The organism is Pseudomonas sp. GV047 (assembly GCF_003058245.1).
GTDB classification, from domain to species: domain Bacteria; phylum Pseudomonadota; class Gammaproteobacteria; order Pseudomonadales; family Pseudomonadaceae; genus Aquipseudomonas; species Aquipseudomonas marginalis.
In genome coordinates this window covers 62,521-81,990 of sequence record NZ_QCWA01000008.1, presented here as the reverse complement: position 1 = coordinate 81,990, position 19,470 = coordinate 62,521, and the positions used below count along the sequence as shown (strand labels likewise).

At 62.6% G+C, this 19,470-nt stretch carries 23 protein-coding genes and 1 pseudogene; 6 read left to right on the top strand and 18 right to left on the bottom strand.

The features are described from left to right. Positions 1-2: 2 nt before the first annotated feature. Genes C8K58_RS21080 through C8K58_RS21050 form a run of 7 tightly spaced genes read right to left on the bottom strand, consistent with a single transcriptional unit; the run spans position 3 to position 4,816 of the window. Positions 3-713 (bottom strand): DUF1190 domain-containing protein, encoded by a 711-nt coding sequence (locus tag C8K58_RS21080; RefSeq protein ID WP_027605211.1) that lies wholly within the window; start codon positions 711-713, stop codon positions 3-5. An 18-nt stretch (positions 714-731) separates the two neighbouring features. After that, entirely contained in the window at positions 732-1,160 is a 429-nt protein-coding gene (locus C8K58_RS21075) for a DUF350 domain-containing protein (RefSeq protein ID WP_027605210.1), read from the bottom strand. A gap of 15 nt (positions 1,161-1,175) precedes the next feature. Next, positions 1,176-1,847: a DUF2491 family protein gene (locus C8K58_RS21070; protein ID WP_108574246.1), complete on the bottom strand. Its 672-nt coding sequence runs from the start codon at positions 1,845-1,847 to the stop codon at positions 1,176-1,178. Next, on the bottom strand, positions 1,834-2,868 hold the full coding sequence (locus C8K58_RS21065) for an ion channel (protein WP_027605208.1): 1,035 nt from the start codon (positions 2,866-2,868) through the stop codon (positions 1,834-1,836). Before C8K58_RS21065 ends, C8K58_RS21070 begins: the two co-directional genes overlap by 14 nt. 33 nt (positions 2,869-2,901) lie before the next feature. After that, positions 2,902-3,462 carry a rhomboid family intramembrane serine protease gene (locus C8K58_RS21060; RefSeq protein WP_108574245.1) on the bottom strand — a complete coding sequence of 187 codons (561 nt, stop codon included), beginning with the start codon at positions 3,460-3,462 and terminating at the stop codon, positions 2,902-2,904. Between the two features lie 56 nt (positions 3,463-3,518). After that, entirely contained in the window at positions 3,519-4,217 is a 699-nt protein-coding gene (locus C8K58_RS21055; protein ID WP_027605206.1) for a PspA/IM30 family protein, read from the bottom strand. 17 nt (positions 4,218-4,234) lie between these two features. Next, a complete protein-coding gene (locus C8K58_RS21050) occupies positions 4,235-4,816 on the bottom strand; it encodes a YjfI family protein (RefSeq protein WP_027605205.1) in 582 nt (193 codons plus the stop codon). 369 nt (positions 4,817-5,185) lie between these two features. Here C8K58_RS21050 and ycaC point away from each other — a divergent pair, with 369 nt between their 5' ends. The 6 genes and pseudogenes from ycaC (at position 5,186) to C8K58_RS21020 (ending at position 11,234) form a co-directional block, all read left to right on the top strand. Beyond that, positions 5,186-5,818: an isochorismate family cysteine hydrolase YcaC gene (ycaC, locus tag C8K58_RS21045; RefSeq protein WP_027605204.1), complete on the top strand. Its 633-nt coding sequence runs from the start codon at positions 5,186-5,188 to the stop codon at positions 5,816-5,818. A gap of 93 nt (positions 5,819-5,911) precedes the next feature. Further along, positions 5,912-6,043 (top strand): annotated as a pseudogene (locus C8K58_RS32745) (DUF4172 domain-containing protein); the annotation flags it as partial. Between the two features lie 86 nt (positions 6,044-6,129). Next, complete coding sequence (locus C8K58_RS21035; protein WP_003176346.1) at positions 6,130-6,372, top strand: exodeoxyribonuclease VII small subunit; 243 nt, start codon at positions 6,130-6,132, stop codon at positions 6,370-6,372. Next, on the top strand, positions 6,369-7,256 hold the full coding sequence (gene ispA / locus C8K58_RS21030; RefSeq protein WP_108574244.1) for a (2E,6E)-farnesyl diphosphate synthase: 888 nt from the start codon (positions 6,369-6,371) through the stop codon (positions 7,254-7,256). Before C8K58_RS21035 ends, ispA begins: the two co-directional genes overlap by 4 nt. Positions 7,257-7,366: 110 nt before the next feature. Beyond that, positions 7,367-9,265: a 1-deoxy-D-xylulose-5-phosphate synthase gene (dxs, locus tag C8K58_RS21025; protein ID WP_108574243.1), complete on the top strand. Its 1,899-nt coding sequence runs from the start codon at positions 7,367-7,369 to the stop codon at positions 9,263-9,265. A 76-nt stretch (positions 9,266-9,341) separates the two neighbouring features. Further along, a complete protein-coding gene (locus tag C8K58_RS21020) occupies positions 9,342-11,234 on the top strand; it encodes a TonB-dependent receptor domain-containing protein (protein ID WP_108574242.1) in 1,893 nt (630 codons plus the stop codon). A gap of 18 nt (positions 11,235-11,252) precedes the next feature. On the opposite strand, the gene C8K58_RS21015 is transcribed toward C8K58_RS21020, so the two are convergent. The 11 genes from C8K58_RS21015 to nrdR all read right to left on the bottom strand — a co-directional run bounded on the left by C8K58_RS21015 (position 11,253) and on the right by nrdR (position 19,459). Continuing rightward, a complete protein-coding gene (locus tag C8K58_RS21015) occupies positions 11,253-12,041 on the bottom strand; it encodes a cobalamin-binding protein (RefSeq protein ID WP_108574241.1) in 789 nt (262 codons plus the stop codon). Next, positions 12,038-12,457 carry a hypothetical protein gene (locus C8K58_RS21010; protein ID WP_027605198.1) on the bottom strand — a complete coding sequence of 140 codons (420 nt, stop codon included), beginning with the start codon at positions 12,455-12,457 and terminating at the stop codon, positions 12,038-12,040. Before C8K58_RS21010 ends, C8K58_RS21015 begins: the two co-directional genes overlap by 4 nt. Continuing rightward, the gene (gene ribA / locus C8K58_RS21005) at positions 12,454-13,071 is read right to left on the bottom strand and encodes a GTP cyclohydrolase II (protein ID WP_027605197.1); all 618 of its coding nucleotides are present in this window, start codon (positions 13,069-13,071) and stop codon (positions 12,454-12,456) included. Before ribA ends, C8K58_RS21010 begins: the two co-directional genes overlap by 4 nt. A 129-nt stretch (positions 13,072-13,200) precedes the next feature. Next, positions 13,201-13,929, bottom strand: a complete 729-nt coding sequence (locus C8K58_RS21000) for an ABC transporter substrate-binding protein (protein WP_108574311.1) — start codon at positions 13,927-13,929, stop codon at positions 13,201-13,203. Between the two features lie 64 nt (positions 13,930-13,993). Then, positions 13,994-14,959, bottom strand: a complete 966-nt coding sequence (gene thiL, locus C8K58_RS20995) for a thiamine-phosphate kinase (RefSeq protein WP_027605195.1) — start codon at positions 14,957-14,959, stop codon at positions 13,994-13,996. An 18-nt stretch (positions 14,960-14,977) separates the two neighbouring features. After that, positions 14,978-15,478 (bottom strand): transcription antitermination factor NusB, encoded by a 501-nt coding sequence (gene nusB, locus C8K58_RS20990; protein ID WP_027605194.1) that lies wholly within the window; start codon positions 15,476-15,478, stop codon positions 14,978-14,980. Continuing rightward, on the bottom strand, positions 15,475-15,951 hold the full coding sequence (gene ribE / locus C8K58_RS20985; RefSeq protein ID WP_108574240.1) for a 6,7-dimethyl-8-ribityllumazine synthase: 477 nt from the start codon (positions 15,949-15,951) through the stop codon (positions 15,475-15,477). The genes nusB and ribE overlap by 4 nt, the downstream gene beginning before the upstream one ends. Positions 15,952-16,038: 87 nt before the next feature. Further along, entirely contained in the window at positions 16,039-17,130 is a 1,092-nt protein-coding gene (ribBA, locus tag C8K58_RS20980; RefSeq protein WP_027605193.1) for a bifunctional 3,4-dihydroxy-2-butanone-4-phosphate synthase/GTP cyclohydrolase II, read from the bottom strand. A gap of 15 nt (positions 17,131-17,145) precedes the next feature. Beyond that, the gene (locus C8K58_RS20975; RefSeq protein WP_065946586.1) at positions 17,146-17,808 is read right to left on the bottom strand and encodes a riboflavin synthase; all 663 of its coding nucleotides are present in this window, start codon (positions 17,806-17,808) and stop codon (positions 17,146-17,148) included. Between the two features lie 47 nt (positions 17,809-17,855). Then, complete coding sequence (ribD, locus tag C8K58_RS20970) at positions 17,856-18,992, bottom strand: bifunctional diaminohydroxyphosphoribosylaminopyrimidine deaminase/5-amino-6-(5-phosphoribosylamino)uracil reductase RibD (RefSeq protein WP_065942243.1); 1,137 nt, start codon at positions 18,990-18,992, stop codon at positions 17,856-17,858. Continuing rightward, entirely contained in the window at positions 18,989-19,459 is a 471-nt protein-coding gene (gene nrdR, locus C8K58_RS20965; RefSeq protein WP_027605190.1) for a transcriptional regulator NrdR, read from the bottom strand. The genes ribD and nrdR overlap by 4 nt, the downstream gene beginning before the upstream one ends. Positions 19,460-19,470: the final 11 nt, after the last annotated feature.

The following is a 19,470-nucleotide window of genomic DNA, read 5'->3' as shown; positions in this document are numbered from 1 at the left end:
CCTTAACTGCTCGACCCGCCGCCGCCCCAGCCGCTGCGTGCGCTGGCCTTGCTGCCGAAGCCGCCACGGGAGGTGGCCGACGCTACGGAGCTCGACTGGCTGGAGGTGCGCAGCGTGTTGGTGTAATTGCTGCTGCCGTACCGGGCTTGATTCGAGCGGCCAAACGTCGCGCCACTGGAGACGCGCTGGTTGAGCGTGGAGTTGCCGTAGTTACCGCGATCATCGCGATAGCGATACACCGGCTCGGAGCGGTAGCTGTTGCGATTACTGCTCAGCATGTTGCCGATCAGCAGGCCGGTCAGCAGGCTGCTGGTGGAGAAGCCGGAGCCGCCGCTTGCCTGAGCGTTGCCCGCCTGGGCGTTGGCCGCGTCGACCTGGGATTGTGTCACCTGGCCTTCGGCGGTCAGTTCGAAACCGCCCAGCTTGGGAATGAACTGGCCATTGGAGTCCAGTTGGCACCAGCCGGCGACAAAGTCGGCATCGCAATCGGCCTGGCTGGCGTATACCGGGGCGATGCGGCGATGCTCGGCCATGGCCGTCATGTAGGCATCCGAACAGACGTCCACCGGAAGCTTTTCATCGGCACATTGCTGCACCGACTGGAAGTTGTACTTCTTCTGCAAATCGTAGGTTTTTTCCGTCGGCCCGCAACCGGATATCGCCATGGCGACCGACGCTGCCAGCGAAAGCTGGACGTACTTGCTTCGTTTCATCGGGAGCTCCGTGCGCAATCAGTTCTGGGTAGGTGTCATGCAGGCGGCATTCAACATGCCGACGCTGATGGCCACCGCCGCCACGTAGATGCCCGCTGCAAGCTCGCCTCTCTTGATGCGCTCGGAAGTGCCCTTGAGCACGAGACTGGTGAGCAGAAACGCCAGGAGTTGGACGACGGCGGCGATCACCGCCCAGACGACGAAGTCGAGGATGCTGATCGAGTAGGCAATCACGTTGCTGGCCGGAATGGCGAAACCGACGATGGCGCCGCCCAGGGCGACCGCTGCGGAAACGTTGCCCGCCCGGATCAGCTCGAACTCCTTGTGCGGGGTGACGCGGGTGTAGATGAACTGGAACAGCGCAAACAGTACGGCAGCCCCCAGGATGTAGGTGACAAACCCGAGCACGGCGGCTTTGTTCAGGGAGATGGAGAGAGCTTCTAGCATGGACTTCTTCCTTTTTTAGAGCGCATTCAAGTCGGTTGTGTACAGCGAAATGCCCAGGGAGGTGCTCAGGCTGACGGTGCCTTCAGCGTCTTCTTCGACAGAGAACAGCAGAAACTCGCGGCGATCGGTCAGGCCGGTGTCACGGGCATATAGCATCGAGCGGTGTTCGACGCTGTAGGAGTCCTCGGGGTTTATCACCTGCTCGCTCATGGCCACCAATTCTGTCTGGCCAGCCTCGCTGCCCCACACGCGCGTGTATTCGACGCCGTTGTGGGTGTAGGTCGGCAACCCGATCGGGCTCTGCGGCCCCGCCAGCCGGCGCAATTCAGCTTCGCTGCTGATAGTGACGTAGCTCAGGTAGTTGAACAGGATCACAGACTCGACCTGCCCGGCGATGTCGCCCGTGGTGTGCACCTGCAGCCAGTAATCCTCGTCGTTCATGTAGTAGCGCGACAGCCAGGTCGACTGCCCGAGGTCAACGGTGCCGTTACTCCAGATTTCCTGGGAGCCGGGGATAACCACCGTGGTCTTCCCGTCGAGCAACAACTTCAGGGTCGTGTCGAATATCACGCCTTTGCCCGGCGCCAGGCCAAGCGGCCCGGTGGTCGGCAGCGGTTCGGCAGCGCCTTTCGAGTGTGTATTCGCTTGCGGGGCCTCAAGCCCCATCAACTGTTTAAACCATCCCATTGGAGATTTCCTTGAGGCGGGTGGAGGCAATGTAGAAGAGTTCGCCACCTTCAACGCGTGTGGCGCTGGGCGGGTTGATCGACGGTTGCGGGGCACCTTTGGCGCGATAGCCGATGAGGGTGGCGTTGTGGCGCTCTTTCATCTGGGTGTACAGATCGCCAAACGTGGCTTCAAACGCCTCGGGCAATCTCATCAGGTATTGGGTGGCGCCCTGCCCCACGCACAGCAGCTCATTAATGACCACCGACGAGCCCGGGTCCTGAGAGGCGCGCACCAGCATTTCGATGGCCATGCTTGAGGTGCATTCCAGGCTGGGGGCGTAGGAACTGGCCAGGGCGGCGATCTCACTTGCATTGAAGTGGGCGACCACGTGCCCGACCGGATTCAATTGATTCACCGCCAGCACGGTGGCCAGCGTCAGATCGTCAGACGGGGTTCGCACCAGCACACGCTCGGCACCGGGCACACCGGCACGCAGCAACAGCGCTGTGGAGGACAAGCTCTCACCACGGATAAAGGCCGCCTTGCCCGGCATCGGGTTTTCTTCAAGGGTGCAATCGCAGATGACGATCAGGTTGTCGTTCGAGGTTTCGTCTTGCAGCAACAACTCGATGACCCGTTCACTGGACGCGCCCTCCCAGCCAATGAGCACGGTATGGCCGATTTTGCCGGTGAAATCGCCTTTGCCCTTCATGCCTTTTCTCCATGCATCGATGACAGTGCTGGTGGTTTTGCCGATCGCCGCCGTCAGCAGCGCAATGCCCCCGAGCATGACCCAGGTCGCCACGAACAAGCGTCCCAAAGAGGTCTGCGGCGATAGATCGCCATAGCCGACGGTCAGCGTGGTGGTGAGATAGAAGTAAACGAACGTGGCGGGCGCGGTGAGGTGTTGTTCGCCCAGAACCACCAGGCCCAGATAAGCCGTGCTCAGGTGTACCGCCAAGGCAACGACCAGGCCCGCCCAGCCAAAGCGGTGAAAGAGGGACGCGGCGTACCTGCGCAACAAAAGAAAAATCGGCATTGCGTCCCTGACTCCCTGGGTGCTCAAGTGCGTTCAGCCGGCATTAAACCTGCTGCGTGGTTGAGAGAGAAGTACCTTGGCGGCAATAAATCCGGCGAAGGCACCAAACAGATGCCCTTCGAAGGAAACGCCTTGGCGAGGCAGGAAGCCAAGGACCAGTCCGCCATACAGTACCGCCACCACACCGGCCGTGATCAGGTTGCTCCAGCTCCTGTGGAACCAGGCGCGAGACAACAGGTAGGCCCACAACCCGAACACCCAGCCGCTGGCCCCGACGTGAACACCCGCAAAACCGAACAGCCAGACCAGCGAACCGCCCAGCAGGATGATGATCGCGCTGACGGTCACAAACCGATTGAGCCCTTCGATCATCACCAGGCTGCCCAGGATCACAAAGGCAATCAGGTTGGCGCTCAGGTGGGCAAACGACCCGTGCAAAAACGGTGAGGTGAGGATGCCGGGCAGGCCCTGCAGCGTTCTCGGGATCAGGCCGAACGTCATCAGGCTGTAACCGGTCGCTGCATTGAGCAGTTGCAGCGCGACCATGAACAGCGCCAGGCCTGCGATTGTCTTGAAACCCTTCAGGGCGCCCATTCTGACCTCGAGGTAAAAAAGAAGGGCAGACACTGCCCTTCCTGCGACGACGTTGCTTACTCGGCCGATTTTTGCTTCAGACGCTCCAGAATCGCATTGGCGCTGCCTTCGTTCGGCGTGATGCCGGCGTCGCGCAGCTTGCGCTCCAGGTCGGTCCCGGTCGATGCATCTGCCAGTTCATCCTGGGCTTGCAGTTCAGCGGCGCGTTGCTGCTGCTTGGCCTGCAAGCGATTCAGCGTACCGACGGCGGTTTCCAGCTTGCCGTTGGCACCGCCGCTGGCGATGGAAGCGCTGACCTGGGCCTTCTGTACGCTATCGCGCGCCTTGGCCATGTCCACTTGCTGGCGCAGGCTTTTGATCCGGCTTTCGGCCTTGGTGATGTCCTTGCGCATGCCTTCCGCATAGCCACCGAACTCGGTGGCTTGCTTATGCTCGACATCCCGCTCGTTGGTCAGGGTCGAGATGGCTTCGGCGACTTCCAGGGCGAGGTCTTCACGATTGGCCTGCAGGGCAGCCACGGCCTTGGACTCCAGGTCCTTGATCTTGGCGTCGTACTCGTTGACGCGATCAGTCGCCAGTTTGTGCTTGGCCATGATGCTCACCAGCTCACGCTTGGCGTTGGCCAGCGCGGTGTCGGCATCGCGGATTTCCTGATCGAGGATGCGCAGGGCCTGTTGGTCGACGATCGATTCGCCGACTTCGTTGGCACCGCCACGCAGCGCGGTGAACAATTTGCTCCAGATGGACTGAGTCATTGGATACTCCCGAATACTTAATTGAAGAAACGTTCGAAGGCTTCGCTGGCGCGCTGCACGTTGTCGACCAGGGTTTTCACCTCGGTGACGATATTGGTCAGGCTGGAATCGGAGCTCAATGCACCGAACATGTTGTAGACCACTTGCCCGTTAGGCATGGACTCGATGCCGATTGAGGACAGCGGGAACATTTCCCGGCTGCGCAACACCGCGTCATTGAATTTTGCGACATCGTTGATGGACTCGACATCGACCAGCACGGTGTCGACGATGATCTGCTCGCCCACCACCGCGATGTAAATCGGCAGGCCACCGAAGTCGTTCATTTCCAGCTTGATGCTGGACTCGGAGCCTTGAACCAGAGAAAGCGTAATGTCCTTGGACACCACGTCATCCAGGGCCTGAAGAGCGGTGAAGAGGCGATCGATATTCCAGTTGGTACCTGCGCTCATGAAATTCTCCGACATGAATGAGCCAGCCAGAATCGGCTGGCGAAGCTGTTTCTCCATCTGCTTGAGCAGGCTTCGGTTTTCGGGAAGCACCCAAGTCTCGTGTTTCACATAGCCGGCGGCCGCCAGGCCTGCACGCATCTGCTTCATGTAAAAGCTCGATGGCTTTTTGGCGGACGGCTTCAAGCGCTCTCCCTTGAGGCTTGCTGAATCGGTATCGGGCCCTCTAGGCGGACTCGATGGAGAGCTGCTTTCCATGGTACTGACCTCGCTGTGAAAAACTCACGCGTGAGAAAATCTACAGGCATTTTTTGCCACACTCAATAGCTCACGCGTGAGATTTTTTGACTTACTTTTTCGATCATCAAAAGGACAAATCCTGCTGACAAACCATGAATTGTCTCCTTTTAGTTGACGGTATTACCCATTCCAGCCGATTTATCCCCCAGCATCCACCCATTAATCTGTGCCCATGTTGAACGCAACGCCCAACCAACCTGAACAAAAAAGGATTCAACCATGAGCACTCCAACCTACAACCGCTTGAACAAAGACGACGCCGTAGTCCTGCTGGTCGACCACCAGACCGGCCTGATTTCCCTGGTGCAGGACTTCTCGCCCAACGAGTTCAAGAACAACGTGCTGGCCCTGGCCGACCTGGCCAAGTTCTTCAACCTGCCGACCATCCTCACCACCAGCTTCGAACAAGGCCCCAACGGCCCGCTGGTACCGGAGTTGAAAGAGATGTTCCCGGACGCGCCGTACATCGCCCGCCCCGGCCAGATCAATGCCTGGGACAACGAAGACTTCGTCAAGGCAATCAAGGCCACCGGCCGCAAGCAGATCATCATCGCCGGCGTGGTCACGGATGTATGCGTAGCGTTCCCGACCTTGTCGGCGCTGGCGGAAGGGTTTGAGGTGTTTGTGGTGACCGATGCCTCCGGCACGTTCAACACCACGGTGCAGCAGGCGGCGTGGAGCCGGATGACACAGGCCGGTGCACAGTTGATGAATTGGTTTTCGGTAGCCTGTGAGCTGCACCGCGACTGGCGCAACGATATCGAAGGCCTGGGGAATTTGTTGTCCCAGCGCATTCCTAACTATCGCAACTTGATGAATGGGTATGCGGCGCTGACGGCTCATCAGAAGTAAGTCAGCCGAGATTCGCGATAAGCCTGCCCTGAAAAGCAGGCTTTCGTTATTCAACCGAGCGTCCAACTCGAGTGGTTCCTTAAAACCCTGTTACGCAGCGTGGAGCAGGTATCCAAGGCGACAGCGACGCGACACCTGGCGGACCTGCTGGAAAAAAACTGCCTGGTCCGTCTCCCCGGAGGCGGCCGCAGCACGCGTTATCAGGTCAATACAGGGGGCGAGTGACACCCCACTCATTTGCCCGCTCATTTGCCCAGAATCCCCATGTCTGCTAGTGTCGCGCCGGTTTACCGTCTACCGGAATAGCCGCCATGGCCCGCAAAAAAGTTGCACTCGATTTCGAACAATCCCTCGCCGACCTGCAAACATTGGTCGAGCGTCTGGAGAACGGCGAGTTGTCGCTGGAGGACTCGCTGACGGCGTTTGAGCAAGGCATCGGCCTGACCCGTGACTGCCAGAGCGCGTTGGCGCAGGCGGAGCAGAAGGTCCAGGTATTGCTGGAGCGTGACGGAGAGTTGGCCGAAGAACCTTTCGACGCGGAACAGCCGGAATGATCGACGCGTATCAGGCCAGTAGCCAAGCCCGGGTGAATGCGGCGCTGGAGCCCTTGTTTGTTGCGCCAAGCCCGGAAATGAAGCGTCTGTATGAAGCCATGCGCTACAGCGTGATGAATGGCGGCAAGCGCGTGCGCCCGTTGCTGGCGTATGCGGCCTGTGAAGCGCTGGGCGCGCCGGCCGAGCAGGCCAACGGTGCCGCCTGTGCGGTCGAGTTGATTCACGCGTATTCCCTGGTACACGACGATTTGCCGGCGATGGACGATGACGATCTGCGTCGTGGCCAGCCCACCACCCATAAAGCCTTTGATGAAGCCTATGCGATCCTCGCCGGCGATGGCTTGCAGAGCCTGGCGTTCAGCGCGTTGCTGGACCAACGCCTGAGCAGCGTCAACGCCGAGATCCGCCTGCGCATGGTCACCGCACTGGCCCTGGCTGCCGGCCCTGCGGGCATGGTGGGCGGGCAGGCGATCGACATGGGTTCGGTCAGCGTCAAGCTGGATCAAAAAGCCCTTGAGCACATGCACCGCCACAAGACCGGCGCACTGATCGAAGCCGCCGTGCACTTGGGCGCCCTGGCCAGCGGGCGTGCCGAAACCGCGCAATTGGCGGCCCTGCAGACCTATTCCCGGGCCATTGGCCTGGCGTTCCAGGTGCAGGACGACATTCTCGACGTGGAAAGCGATACCGCCACCCTGGGCAAACGCCAGGGCGCCGATATCGCACGGGACAAACCGACTTATCCTGCGCTGCTCGGGCTGCAAGCCGCCAAGGGCTACGCCGTGGAACTACGCGATCAAGCGTTGGACGCCCTGCGACCTTTCGACGCGGCGGCCGAGCCGCTGCGTGACCTGGCGCGGTATATCGTCGAACGCCGCCACTGATTACGGCGGCCATTGCAGCCGCATATCGGCCAAGTTCGGCGCTCTGCGTGGGCAGTTTGCGATGCTTGAGGTAAACTGCCGCCTCTTCTATACCTATAACGATTCGCCTGATGCCCACGACGTTTCAAGAGATTCCCCGCAAGCGCCCGTCCACGCCCCTGCTCGACCGTGCTGCCACGCCGGACGGCCTGCGTCGTCTGGGTGAAGCCGAGCTGGAAACCCTGGCCGATGAGTTGCGCCTGGAATTGCTCTACACGGTCGGCCAGACCGGTGGGCATTTCGGTGCCGGCCTGGGCGTCATCGAGCTGACCATCGCGTTGCACTACGTGTTCGACACCCCGGATGACCGGCTGGTGTGGGACGTGGGCCATCAGGCGTATCCGCACAAGATCCTCACGGGCCGTCGCGAGCGCATGGGCACGCTGCGCCAGAAGGACGGCGTTGCCGCCTTCCCGCGCCGCGCCGAAAGCGAGTACGACACCTTTGGCGTCGGCCACTCCAGTACCTCGATCAGCGCAGCGCTGGGCATGGCGATTGCCGCCCGCCTGCAAGGCAGCGACCGCAAGGCAATCGCCGTGATCGGTGATGGCGCGCTGACTGCCGGCATGGCCTTCGAAGCGCTGAACCATGCGCCGGAAGTGAACGCCAACATGCTGGTGATCCTCAACGACAACGACATGTCGATCTCGCGCAATGTCGGTGGTCTGTCCAATTACCTGGCCAAGATTCTCTCCAGCCGCACCTACGCCAGCATGCGTGAAGGCAGCAAGAAGGTGCTCTCGCGCCTGCCTGGCGCCTGGGAAATTGCCCGGCGCACCGAAGAATATGCCAAGGGCATGCTGGTCCCCGGCACGCTGTTCGAAGAGCTGGGCTGGAACTACATCGGCCCCATCGACGGCCATGACCTGCCCACGCTGATCGCCACGCTGCGCAATATGCGTGACCTCAAGGGCCCGCAGTTCCTGCACATCGTCACCAAGAAAGGCAAAGGCTTCGCGCCGGCGGAAGTCGATCCGATCGGCTACCACGCGATCACCAAGCTCGAGCCGGTGGACGCCCCCGCCGCTGCGCCGAAAAAAGCCAGCGGGCCGAAGTACTCCGGTGTATTCGGCGAATGGCTGTGTGACATGGCCGCCGTCGACCCACGCCTGGTGGGCATTACCCCGGCGATGAAGGAAGGCTCCGACCTGGTGGCGTTCAGCGAGCGTTTCCCGCTGCGCTATTTCGACGTGGCCATTGCCGAGCAGCACGCGGTGACCTTCGCCGCCGGCATGGCCTGTGAAGGCGCCAAGCCTGTCGTGGCGATCTACTCCACCTTCCTGCAGCGCGGTTATGATCAGTTGGTGCATGACGTCGCGGTGCAGAACCTCGACGTGCTGTTTGCCATCGACCGCGCCGGTCTAGTCGGTGAAGACGGCCCGACTCACGCGGGCAGCTTCGACCTGTCATACTTGCGTTGCATCCCCGGCATGCTGGTGATGACGCCGAGCGACGAAAACGAACTGCGCAAGATGCTCAGCACCGGCCACCTGTATAACGGCCCGGCCGCCGTACGTTACCCACGGGGCAACGGCCCCAACGCGCTGATCGAGAAGGATCTGGAGCCTATCGAAATCGGCAAGGGCATTGTGCGTCGCCAGGGCAGCAGGACCGCGTTCCTCGTGTTTGGCGTGCAACTGGCCGAAGCCCTCAAGGTGGCCGAGAAGATCGACGCCACCGTGGTCGACATGCGCTTCGTCAAGCCGCTGGATGAAGCCCTGGTGCGCGACATCGCCGCTAGCCATGAGCTGCTGGTGACCGTCGAAGAAAACGCCATCATGGGCGGTGCCGGTGCGGCGGTCAGTGAGTTCCTGGCGCGGGAAAACATCCTCAGGTCGGTGCTGCACCTGGGCTTGCCGGATACCTACGTCGAACACGCCAAGCCAGCGCAGATGCTGGCTGAGTGCGGGCTGGATGAAGCAGGGATCGAGGCTTCGGTGCGCGAGCGCCTGGCGCTGCTGGCCCTGTAGAGACCGGGACCCAATGTGGGAGGGGCTTGCCCCTCCCACATTTGATTGGAGCCATCCTCAACGCCATGGACAGCCCATGAAACCCTTGTACCTTGCCCTGCCGCTTCTTCTGCCCTCCCCTGAATTGCTCGCCGACACCCGCGACAACGCCCTGAAACTCCCCGACGTCGTCATCAGCGCCAACCGCCAGGTCCAGGCACGCAACGACAGCAGCGCCGCCAACACCGTGTTCACCCGCGACGACATCGACCGCCTGCAACCCACCAGCCTCACCGACCTGCTCAGCCGTGTGCCCGGCGTACAAGTCGCCCCCTCCGGTGGCCGTGGCAGTTTGCCGGGCATCTACCTGCGGGGCACCAAGTCCGCCCAAAGCCTGGTGTTGGTCGACGGCCAGCGCATCGCCAACACCACCTCCGGCGACAGCGGCCTGCAATACCTCAGCGTCGACCAGATTGAGCGGGTGGAAGTGCTGCGCGGCTCGCGCTCGGTGATCTACGGCAGCGACGCGATCGGCGGCGTGATCCAGGTATTCACCCGGCGCAATGCCGCGCAAGGCGTGCAACCGCGGGTGAAACTCGGGTTCGGCAGCCACAACACCTGGGAGCGCAGCCTTGGCCTTTCGGGCGGTGACACACAGACGCGCTTCAACCTGGGCGCGAGCCTGGATGACACGGCCGGCATCAACTCAACCCGCCAGTCGTTCCCCAGCGACGGCGACCATGATGCTTATCGCAACCAGTCCGTGAGCCTGAACCTCAGCCACTCCTTCAGCGATGAACTGGAGGTGGGCTTCAATCTGTTGGATAACCGTGGCAAGTCGGAGTACGACAACAGCTTCGGCCGCTACGCCGCCACCACCGGGCAAACCGTCGGCCAGAAACCCTACACCGACTACGCCGTGAGCAGCGCCAGCGGCTATGTCGACGCCACGCTCAATGAGCACTGGCAATCGCGCCTGGAGCTGGGCCACAGCGAGAATCGCGACACCAAGCGCGACACCCTCAGCGATGATTTCAGCGTATTCAACACCTACCGCGACTCGGTCAACTGGCAGAACGACCTGACCCTGGACGATCAAAACAACCTGATCCTCGGCGGCGACTGGTACGAAGACCGCTTCCACGGCTCCACCACCTTTACCGAAAACAGCCGCTGGAACCGCGCCGCCTTTATGCAGCATCGCTTTCACAGCGCGTGGTTTTCCACCGAACTGGGCCTGCGTCACGACCAGAACCAGCAGTTCGGCGGGCAGAACAGCTGGAGCGGCACCCTGACCTTGCCGGTCAACCCCGACAATGACCTGCTGCTGAGCTACAGCGAAGGCTTCCGCGCGCCGACCTTCAACGACCTCTATTATCCGGACACGAAGTACAGCAACCCCCACCTGCAGCCCGAAACATCAAAGAGCTACGAACTGCAGTGGCGCAGCCAGTTGAGTGACAGCACGCGCCTGGAAGCTTCGCTGTACCGCACCGATTTGAGCGATGCGATCATTCTCGACCAAACCGGCAAGCCGCAGAATGTGGCGTCGGCACGCATCAACGGTGTTGAGGCGGCGCTCAAGCAGGACCTGTTCGGCTGGCAAGGCAACCTCGGGCTGTCGATCATCGACCCCCGCGACCGCGACAGTGGCCACACCCTGGCCCGCCGGGCGCGGCGGACGTTGAGCCTGGACCTCGACCGGCAATTCGACCAGGTGGGCGTGGGCGCCAGTTGGCAGGCGATCAGCCACAGCTATGACGATGAAGCCAACACCCAGCGCCTGGGCGGCTATGGGTTACTCGGGCTGCGCGGCAGTTGGGCGGTGACACGGGAAGTGGGGCTGTCGCTGAAGGTCGACAACCTGCTGGACAAGTCTTATGCGCGGGCGCGCTACAGCTACAACGATCCGGCATTCGTCAACAATCACGATTACCGTGAAGAAGGCCGGATGTGGATGTTTGGCGTGACCTGGACACCTGAAATCTGATTGTGGCCTGGACCGGCCTCAGCGGCTCGGAGCAATCACCTGACACAGCCGCGCCAGCGCTTCCAGCATCTGCCCGCTGGGCCGTTCCAGGCCTTTATCCGGAACCAGCCGTACCCGCACCGCCATGGTTGGCCAGACCGTCCAGGCTTCCTTCTGAGCCTGATCGCCCACCAGGATCATCTCGGGATTGCGCTGCAATACCGCCTCGATGCTGACCTGCGGCGCGGGCAGCTTCAGGTCGTCAAACACATTGCGCGCACCGCACACGCTCAGCGCGTCGCTGATGATCTGGCCGCCGCCCACGGTGTACAGCGGCTGGTTCCACACCTGGTAGAACACCCGCAACGGTTCGGCCCGCTGATAACGCTGACGCAACTGCGCCAGGCGCTGGCGTAGGTGCGCGGCCAATTGCCGGCCGGCGTCGGCACGGCCCAATTGCTCCGCGATGGCCTGGACCTGGGTGGTGAGTTGTTCGAGGCTATGGGGTTCGGCGACGTACACCGGGATATTCAGGCGCTGCAGCTGCTCGCGCTGGGCGGGGCCGACGCTGCCGGGCCAGAGCAGGATCAGGTCGGGCTTGAGGCTCAGCAGGCGCTCCATATCCAACTGCCCATAACGCCCAACCGACGGCACGTCCGCCAGTGCCACCGGCCGGTCGCCGCCATCGAGCACGCCCACCAGCAGGTCGGCAGCACCCAGCTCAGCCACGATTTCAGAAAGTGAAGGCGCCAGACTGACGACACGTTCGACCGCCTGGCCCTGGGCACTGAATGCCAGCAGCAGCATCGCCAGCCAGCGGCGCATCATCCCAACTGACGCGGGATGCGGTAGAGGTAAAACAACACCGTCGTCGACAGCGCCAACAGGAAAAGCGGCACCGCTTCCAGACCGACGAACACCGCCAGTGCGCCCACCCAGGCCGGCACGGCCGCCACCATCAAGGCCGTGCGCCGACGCGCCGCCAGGGTGATCCAGGCAGCCGGTTCTTCAGCGGTATCGAGGGCTTTGGAGGTGGCGATCAGGGCGTGTTTATAGCCGTTGAAGTAGCGCAGGCTGAGGAACATCGACGCCACGCCGGCGATAAAGAACGGCATGGCCAGCACTGGCAGCAAGGGCTCGGCCTGGCCAAACACCAGGTTGATCACGAACAGCGGGAGCAGCGCCAGGGCCAGATACTGCCACCAGCTGAAGGACAGTCGCCTTTTCACCTGGCCACGGGTCACGCGCGGTCGACCTCGCCTTGATGCTCATTGCCCATCATGTGGTCGAGCTTGCTGGCCTTGGTCGCCAGGTAGAGTTTGTTATGCGGGTTATGCCCGGTGTGCAGCGGTACGCGCTCAGCCACGGCGATGCCCATCTCGGTCAAGGCCTTGACCTTGCGCGGGTTGTTGGTCATCAGGCGCAGGGACTTCACGCCCAGGTGTTCCAGCATCGGCAGGCAGATCGCGTAGTCACGCTGGTCGGCGGCGAAGCCCAGGCGCTCATTGGCCTCGACGGTATCGGCGCCGCCGTCTTGCAGCTCGTAGGCGCGAATCTTGTTCAGCAGGCCAATGCCACGGCCTTCCTGACGCAAGTACAACAGCACACCACGGCCTTCACGGGCGATGGCGCGCATCGCGGCTTCCAATTGCGAGCCGCAGTCACAGCGCTGGCTGAACAGCGCATCGCCGGTCAGGCACTCGGAGTGCACGCGACCGAGAACCGGTGCGCCATCGGCGATATCGCCGAGGCTGAGCACAACGTGCTCGCGCCCGGTGGCTTCTTCGAGAAAGCCGCTCATGGTGAACGTGGCAAAAGGGGTAGGCAGCTTGGAAGCAGCGACGAAAACGACGGGCACCGTGTGCTCCTGATTTCAGATTTCACAGAGGCGGGCATTGTAACAGCAGGTTCCTACAGACGCTTAAGCTGAATTATCGCTGATAAAGATCAATCGGTTTGATTGGCCTTCGTCCCGGTTCTATGCAGGTCAGAACGGATACGGCAGTTTCCAGCGCAGGAAAATCGGCTTCAGTTCGCCGCTTTTCACCAGGACCGCCATGCGCTGGTCAAACACGGTGCGTAATGCCCCCCCACGCTCGGTATCGGCAAACCCCACGTAGAGCGGCAGGTCGATGATGTGGGTGAGCCGGAACTGGGACGGGGCGTCCGCCTGACTGAGAACGTATCGGGCTTCGGTGAGCGCATCAATGTAGAAGTCGGCACGACCATGCTGCAGCATCGGCAAGATGCCATCGCGCCGCTGGATCTGATTGAAACGGCGTACATGGGGCAAATACGCCTCGTACTTGTAGCCCCGTACCCAGGCCAGACGATAATCCCCCAGCGTCGCGGCGCTCGGTATCGGCGAGGTCGCCAGCCCAAGGGCGTAGATGGGGTCGGAATCGAAGTTCCAGTGCGGGTAGAGCACACCCTTGACTTCATCGCGGTAGGAACCGACCCAGCCATCCACTTCACCGCGCTGGGCCAGGCCGACCGAGCGGGTATAGGGCTCAATGCGGGTTTGCAGGGTGATCCCGACCGGTTCGAAGACGTGCCGCAACACATCCCAGGCCAGGCCGCTGCCGTCGGCATTGGTGTAGTCGTCCCAGGCCTCGCTGGCCAGCATGACCTTGCCGGGCACCACCGGCACCTCCTGCGCCTGGGACCATGCCGGAAGGGCACACAGCAGCATCAGCAGCCAGCGGCGTACATCCATGGCGATGATCTCCTGCAAATCCAGCATCCGGAACGACGTAATAGAGCGTAGTGCAGCACGCGATTCAGGGTGCCGGGCAAAAATGTTGATAGCCACGGATGGCCGGGGTGATGTCTTGCCCGAGAGCGTCAAGCAGCGTTACGCCCTGCCCCGCCTGGACCTGGCCGATAACATGCACCGGCCAACCGTCAGCCAGCAACGGCGCCAACTCGACGGGCGGCAGGGTGAACACCAGCACGTAGTCATCGCCGCCGCTCAATGCGGCGACCCGCGCCTCGTCATCACCGACAAACGCCAGCAACGCGTTGGACAGCGGCAGCTTCTGGCGCTCGATCAACAGGCTGACAGCCGAGGCCTTGGCGATATGCCCGCAATCGGCCAGAAGACCGTCAGAAATATCCATCGCCGATGTGGCCTTGCCCCGTAGAGCCAGGCCCAGGGCCAACTGCGGTTGTGGCGACCAGTAATGGGCCAGCAGCGGGTCGGCAATCGCAGCATCGGCGCTGCGCTGCCCCAATACCAGCGGCAAGGCACCGGCGGCATTACCCAACTCGCCGCCGACACACAAGAGATCGCCCGGCTGTGCGCCGCTGCGGGTCAACGCTTGACCGGCCGGGACACGTCCAAACACGGTCAGGGTCAGGCTCAGCGGACCGCGCGTGGTGTCGCCGCCCACCAGGCCCACACCGCAGTTTTGCGCCATGGCGTTCAACCCCTGGGCATAGCGTTGCAGCCAATCGGCATCGACGGTCGGCGTAGTGAGTGCGAGGGTAAACGCGAGGGGGTGGGCGCCCATGGCGGCCAGGTCGCTGACCGCCACGGCCAGCGAGCGCTGGCCGAGCAGGAACGGGTCACAGGGGTCGGCAAAGTGCACGCCGGCCACCAAGGTATCGGTGGAAATTGCCAGCTGCTCCCCGGCGGGGAGCGCCAGCAGGGCACAGTCGTCGCCGATCCCCAGGGCAATGCCCTCGCCGCCCTGTGCGCACGGCGCGGCGGCGAAGTACTGGTGGATCAGCTCGAACTCGCCCATTCAGGACTCAAGCGCAGGTTAGCGCTTGTACGCCTTCACTTCGGCTTCACGCAGGCGCGGGGCCAGCTTGTCGAGCACGCCGTTGACGAACTTGTGTCCGTCGGTCGAACCGTAGACTTTCGCCAGTTCGATGCCTTCGTTGATCACCACGCGGTACGGCACGTCGACGCGCTTGAGCAGCTCCCAGGTGGACAGGCGCAGTACGGCCAGTTCAACCGGATCCAGCTCTTCGAGGGTCAGGTCCAGGCACGGCGTCAATGCCGCATCGATCTCGGCCAGGTTGGCCGGAACGCCGTGCAGGATGTCGTGGAAGTAGCTCTGGTCGGCAAACGTGAAGTCGTTATCGACGCGAAACTGCGCTTCGATCTCGTTCAGCGAGGTGCCAGCCATGTGACGCTGGTACAGCGCCTGGGTGGCGAGCTGGCGGGCAGCACGGCGCTTTTCGCTTTTCGACGGCTTGCCGGCGTCCGCTGGACGCTCGTCGCGTGGGTTGAAGCAATCGCTCTCGTCGGAAATCACTTGGCCTCCAACTGCGACAGCAGGCTGACCATTTCCAGGGCGGACAGGGCAGCTTCAGTGCCTTTGTTGCCGGCCTTGGTGCCGGAACGCTCGATGGCTTGCTCGATGGAATCCACGGTCAGTACGCCGAAAGCGACTGGCACGCCGAACTCCATGGACACCTGGGCCAGGCCCTTGGTGCATTCGCCGGCCACGTATTCGAAGTGCGGAGTACCGCCACGAATGACCGCGCCCAGGGCGATGATCGCCGCGTATTCACCCTGCTGAGCAACTTTTTGCGCAACCAGTGGAATTTCGAAGGCGCCAGGGGCGCGGATGATAGTGATGTCGCTCTCGCTCACACCGTGGCGAACCAGGGCATCCACGGCACCGCTTACCAGGCTTTCAACCACGAAGCTGTTGAAGCGGCCAACCACCAGGGCATAGCGGCCTTTGGGGGCGATGAAGGTACCTTCGATGGTCTTCAGGGTCATTCGACAAATCTCTTAAAGAGCCGGGACGCGAAAAGTGCGTCCCTCAGTGATGATTTAACCGCGAACAAGGGGCAAAAGCGCCGGCCTTTATTCGGAGGGCACGTATTCTACAACTTCCAGATCGAATCCGGATATCGCATTAAATTTCATCGGTGCGCTCATCAGGCGCATTTTGCGCACACCGAGGTCACGCAGGATCTGCGAACCGGCACCGACGATGCTGTAGGTGGTCGGCGTTTTCACCTGGGTCTGCTCGGCGGTTTCGCGAATATGCGCGAGCAGCACGTCGCCATCCACCGGGTTACCCAGCAGCAGCACCACACCGCTGCCGGCCTCGGACACCGCAGCCATGGCGGCGCGCAGGCTCCAGCGGCCCGGTTGCTTGACCATCAGCAGGTCGCGCAGCGGGTCCATGTTGTGCACGCGCACCAGGGTCGGCTCGTCGGCGCAGATGGTGCCCAGGGTCAGGGCCATGTGCACGTCGCCTTCCACCGAATCACGGTAGGTCACCAAATTGAATTGGCCCAGTTCGCTGTCCAGTGGCTGCTCGGCAATCCGCTGAACGGTACGTTCGTGGATCATCCGGTAGTGAATCAGGTCGGCAATGGTGCCGACCTTGATGTTGTGTTCGGCGGCAAAGGCTTCGAGTTCGGCGCGGCGGGCCATGGTGCCGTCGTCGTTCATCACTTCGCAGATCACGCCGCAGGGCTCGAAACCGGCCATGCGCGCCAGGTCGCAGGCGGCTTCGGTGTGGCCGGCGCGAGCGAGGGTGCCGCCCGGTTGAGCCATCAACGGGAAGATGTGGCCGGGGCTGACGATGTCTTCGGCCTTGGCGTCCTTGGCGGCAGCGGCTTGCACGGTGCGGGCACGGTCGGCGGCGGAAATGCCGGTGGTGACGCCGGTGGTCGCTTCAATCGATACGGTGAACTTGGTACCAAACCCTGAACCATTGCGCGGCGCCATCAACGGCAGCTTGAGCAGCTCGCAGCGCTCGCGGCTCATGGGCATGCAGATCAAGCCACGGGCGTGCTTGGCCATGAAGTTGATGTGCTCAGGCTTGCAGGCCTCGGCGGCCATGATGATATCGCCTTCGTTTTCGCGGTCTTCGTCATCCATCAGGATGACCATCTTGCCTTGGCGGATGTCTTCAACCAGTTCTTCGATGCTATTGAGCGCCACAGGGCACCCCCTTGGTCAGGATTTCAGGTAGCCGTTAGCGGCCAGAAAACTTTCGGTGATGTTACCGGCGGCAGGCTCTGCGGCCTTATCGCCCATAAGCAGGCGCTCCAGGTAACGGGCAAGCAAGTCGACCTCCAGGTTCACCCGGCGACCAGGCTGGTACGACGCCATGATGGTCTCGCTCAGGGTGTGGGGAATGATGGTCAGTTCGAATTCGGCGCCATTCACGGCGTTCACGGTCAGGCTGGTGCCGTCGACGGTGATCGAGCCTTTGTGGGCAATGTACTTGGCCAGCTCCTTGGGCGCGCGGATGCGGAATTCCACGGCGCGCGCATTTTCGCTGCGGGCCACCACTTCGCCGACGCCGTCGACGTGGCCACTGACCAGGTGGCCGCCCAGGCGAGTGGTCGGGGTCAGGGCTTTTTCCAGGTTGACCGGGCTGCCGGCCTTGAGGTCGTTCATCGCGGTGCAGTCCAGGGTTTCCCGGCTGACGTCGGCGGCAAAGCCGTTGCCCGGCAGTTCGACGACGGTCAGGCACACGCCGCTGACAGCGATGCTGTCCCCCAGCTTGACGTCGCCGAGGTCGAGCTTGCCGGTTTCAACCAGCAGGCGCACGTCGCCGCCCTTGGGGGTCATGGCGCGGATGCTGCCGATGGATTCGATAATGCCGGTGAACATGGCCTTCTCCTGGAAAACGGTGCGGGCACTTGAGCGCCCGGTCAGAATTATACGCTCGCTGCTGGCACAGGGATGGCAGTGACTCGCCAGTCGTCGCCTACAGCGCGCATTTCAGTGATCTTGAGTTGGGGCGCGTCGGCCAGCTTCTCAAGTGGCCAGTCCAGCAAAGGCCGGGCAGCGGAGCCGAGGAACTTGCCGGCGACGAAAATCACGTATTCGTCCACCAGGCCCTGCTGGGCAAACGCGCCCGCCAGGCTAGGGCCGGCTTCCACCAAGACGTCGTTGACGCCACGGGCAGCCAGCGCCACCAGCGCCGAGCGCAGGTCGACCTGGCCGTCCACGCCCGGCACCACCAGGCATTCGGGGCCACGGGGGAACTGGTTTTCCGCGGTGACGCAGGTGATGACCAGCGCCGGGCCGGCCTTGAAGAACGGTGCGTTGAGCGGCACGCGCAAACGGCCGTCGATCAGCACACGCAGCGGCGGGCGCGACATGGCCAGGGCCGTGGTGGCGTCGTCCAGGCCGAGTTCGGCGGCGCGTACGGTCAGGCGTGCGCCGTCGGCCAATACGGTGTCGGCACCGGTCAGCACCACGCTGGCTTCGGCGCGCAGGCGCTGCACGGCGGCGCGGGCGGCGGGGCCGGTGATCCATTGGCTTTCGCCGCTGGCCATGGCAGTGCGGCCGTCCAAACTCATCGCCAGCTTGACCCGTACAAACGGCAGGCCATGCTCCATACGCTTGAGGAAGCCCTTATTCAGGGCCCTGGCTTCACCTTCCAGCACGCCGCTGCGCACCTCGATCCCGGCCTGGGCCAGGCGCTGCATGCCGCGCCCGGCGACTTCCGGGTTGGGGTCCTGCATCGCTGCGACCACCCGCGCCAGCCCGGCACTCACCAGCGCATCGGCGCACGGCGGGGTATGGCCGTAGTGGCTGCAGGGCTCGAGGGTTACGTACGCCGTGGCGCCGCGCGCCTTGTCACCGGCAGCCCGCAAGGCATGCACTTCCGCATGGGGCTCGCCGGTGCGCACATGCCAGCCTTCGCCGACAATCTGCCCAGCGCGGACAATCACGCAGCCCACACGCGGGTTGGGGTGGGTGGTGTACAGGCCGTTGCGCGCCAGTTCGAGGGCGCGGGCCATGTAATGGGCGTCCAGCACAGCCTGTTCAGCAGAAAGTGGGTTCATTCTTTGACCGGCTCACGGGCCAGGCGGTCGATCTCTTCGCGGAACTCGTTGAGGTCCTGGAAGCGTCGATACACCGAAGCGAAACGGATATAGGCGACTTCGTCGAGCTTTTGCAGCTCGCCCATCACCAGCTCTCCCACCACCAGGCTCTTGACCTCGCGTTCGCCGGTGGCGCGCAGCTTGTGCTTGATATGCGCCAGCGCCGCCTCCAGCCGCTCGACACTCACCGGGCGTTTTTCCAGGGCGCGCTGCATACCGGCGCGCAGTTTTTCTTCGTCGAAAGGCTGGCGGCTGCCGTCGGACTTGATCAGGCGCGGCAATACCAGTTCGGCGGTTTCGAAGGTGGTGAAACGTTCACCGCAGCCAGAGGCCAGGCATTCGCGCCGGCGACGCACTTGATCGCCCTCGGCGACCAGACGCGAGTCAATGACCTTGGTGTCGTTGGCACCGCAGAAGGGACAGTGCATGGTGGCAGGCA

Excerpts from the sequence above, each read along its gene's own strand:
- C8K58_RS21080 (WP_027605211.1), bottom strand. The coding sequence starts at position 713 with ATGAAACGAAGCAAGTACGTCCAGCTTTCGCTGGCAGCGTCGGTCGCC.
- C8K58_RS21075 (WP_027605210.1), bottom strand. The coding sequence starts at position 1,160 with ATGCTAGAAGCTCTCTCCATCTCCCTGAACAAAGCCGCCGTGCTCGGG.
- C8K58_RS21070 (WP_108574246.1), bottom strand. The coding sequence starts at position 1,847 with ATGGGATGGTTTAAACAGTTGATGGGGCTTGAGGCCCCGCAAGCGAAT.
- C8K58_RS21065 (WP_027605208.1), bottom strand. The coding sequence starts at position 2,868 with ATGCCGATTTTTCTTTTGTTGCGCAGGTACGCCGCGTCCCTCTTTCAC.
- C8K58_RS21060 (WP_108574245.1), bottom strand. The coding sequence starts at position 3,462 with ATGGGCGCCCTGAAGGGTTTCAAGACAATCGCAGGCCTGGCGCTGTTC.
- C8K58_RS21055 (WP_027605206.1), bottom strand. The coding sequence starts at position 4,217 with ATGACTCAGTCCATCTGGAGCAAATTGTTCACCGCGCTGCGTGGCGGT.
- C8K58_RS21050 (WP_027605205.1), bottom strand. The coding sequence starts at position 4,816 with ATGAAGCAGATGCGTGCAGGCCTGGCGGCCGCCGGCTATGTGAAACAC.
- ycaC (WP_027605204.1), top strand. The coding sequence starts at position 5,186 with ATGAGCACTCCAACCTACAACCGCTTGAACAAAGACGACGCCGTAGTC.
- C8K58_RS21035 (WP_003176346.1), top strand. The coding sequence starts at position 6,130 with ATGGCCCGCAAAAAAGTTGCACTCGATTTCGAACAATCCCTCGCCGAC.
- ispA (WP_108574244.1), top strand. The coding sequence starts at position 6,369 with ATGATCGACGCGTATCAGGCCAGTAGCCAAGCCCGGGTGAATGCGGCG.
- dxs (WP_108574243.1), top strand. The coding sequence starts at position 7,367 with ATGCCCACGACGTTTCAAGAGATTCCCCGCAAGCGCCCGTCCACGCCC.
- C8K58_RS21020 (WP_108574242.1), top strand. The coding sequence starts at position 9,342 with ATGAAACCCTTGTACCTTGCCCTGCCGCTTCTTCTGCCCTCCCCTGAA.
- C8K58_RS21015 (WP_108574241.1), bottom strand. The coding sequence starts at position 12,041 with ATGATGCGCCGCTGGCTGGCGATGCTGCTGCTGGCATTCAGTGCCCAG.
- C8K58_RS21000 (WP_108574311.1), bottom strand. The coding sequence starts at position 13,929 with ATGGATGTACGCCGCTGGCTGCTGATGCTGCTGTGTGCCCTTCCGGCA.
- thiL (WP_027605195.1), bottom strand. The coding sequence starts at position 14,959 with ATGGGCGAGTTCGAGCTGATCCACCAGTACTTCGCCGCCGCGCCGTGC.
- ribE (WP_108574240.1), bottom strand. The coding sequence starts at position 15,951 with ATGACCCTGAAGACCATCGAAGGTACCTTCATCGCCCCCAAAGGCCGC.
- C8K58_RS20975 (WP_065946586.1), bottom strand. The coding sequence starts at position 17,808 with ATGTTCACCGGCATTATCGAATCCATCGGCAGCATCCGCGCCATGACC.
- ribD (WP_065942243.1), bottom strand. The coding sequence starts at position 18,992 with ATGAACCCACTTTCTGCTGAACAGGCTGTGCTGGACGCCCATTACATG.
- nrdR (WP_027605190.1), bottom strand. The coding sequence starts at position 19,459 with ATGCACTGTCCCTTCTGCGGTGCCAACGACACCAAGGTCATTGACTCG.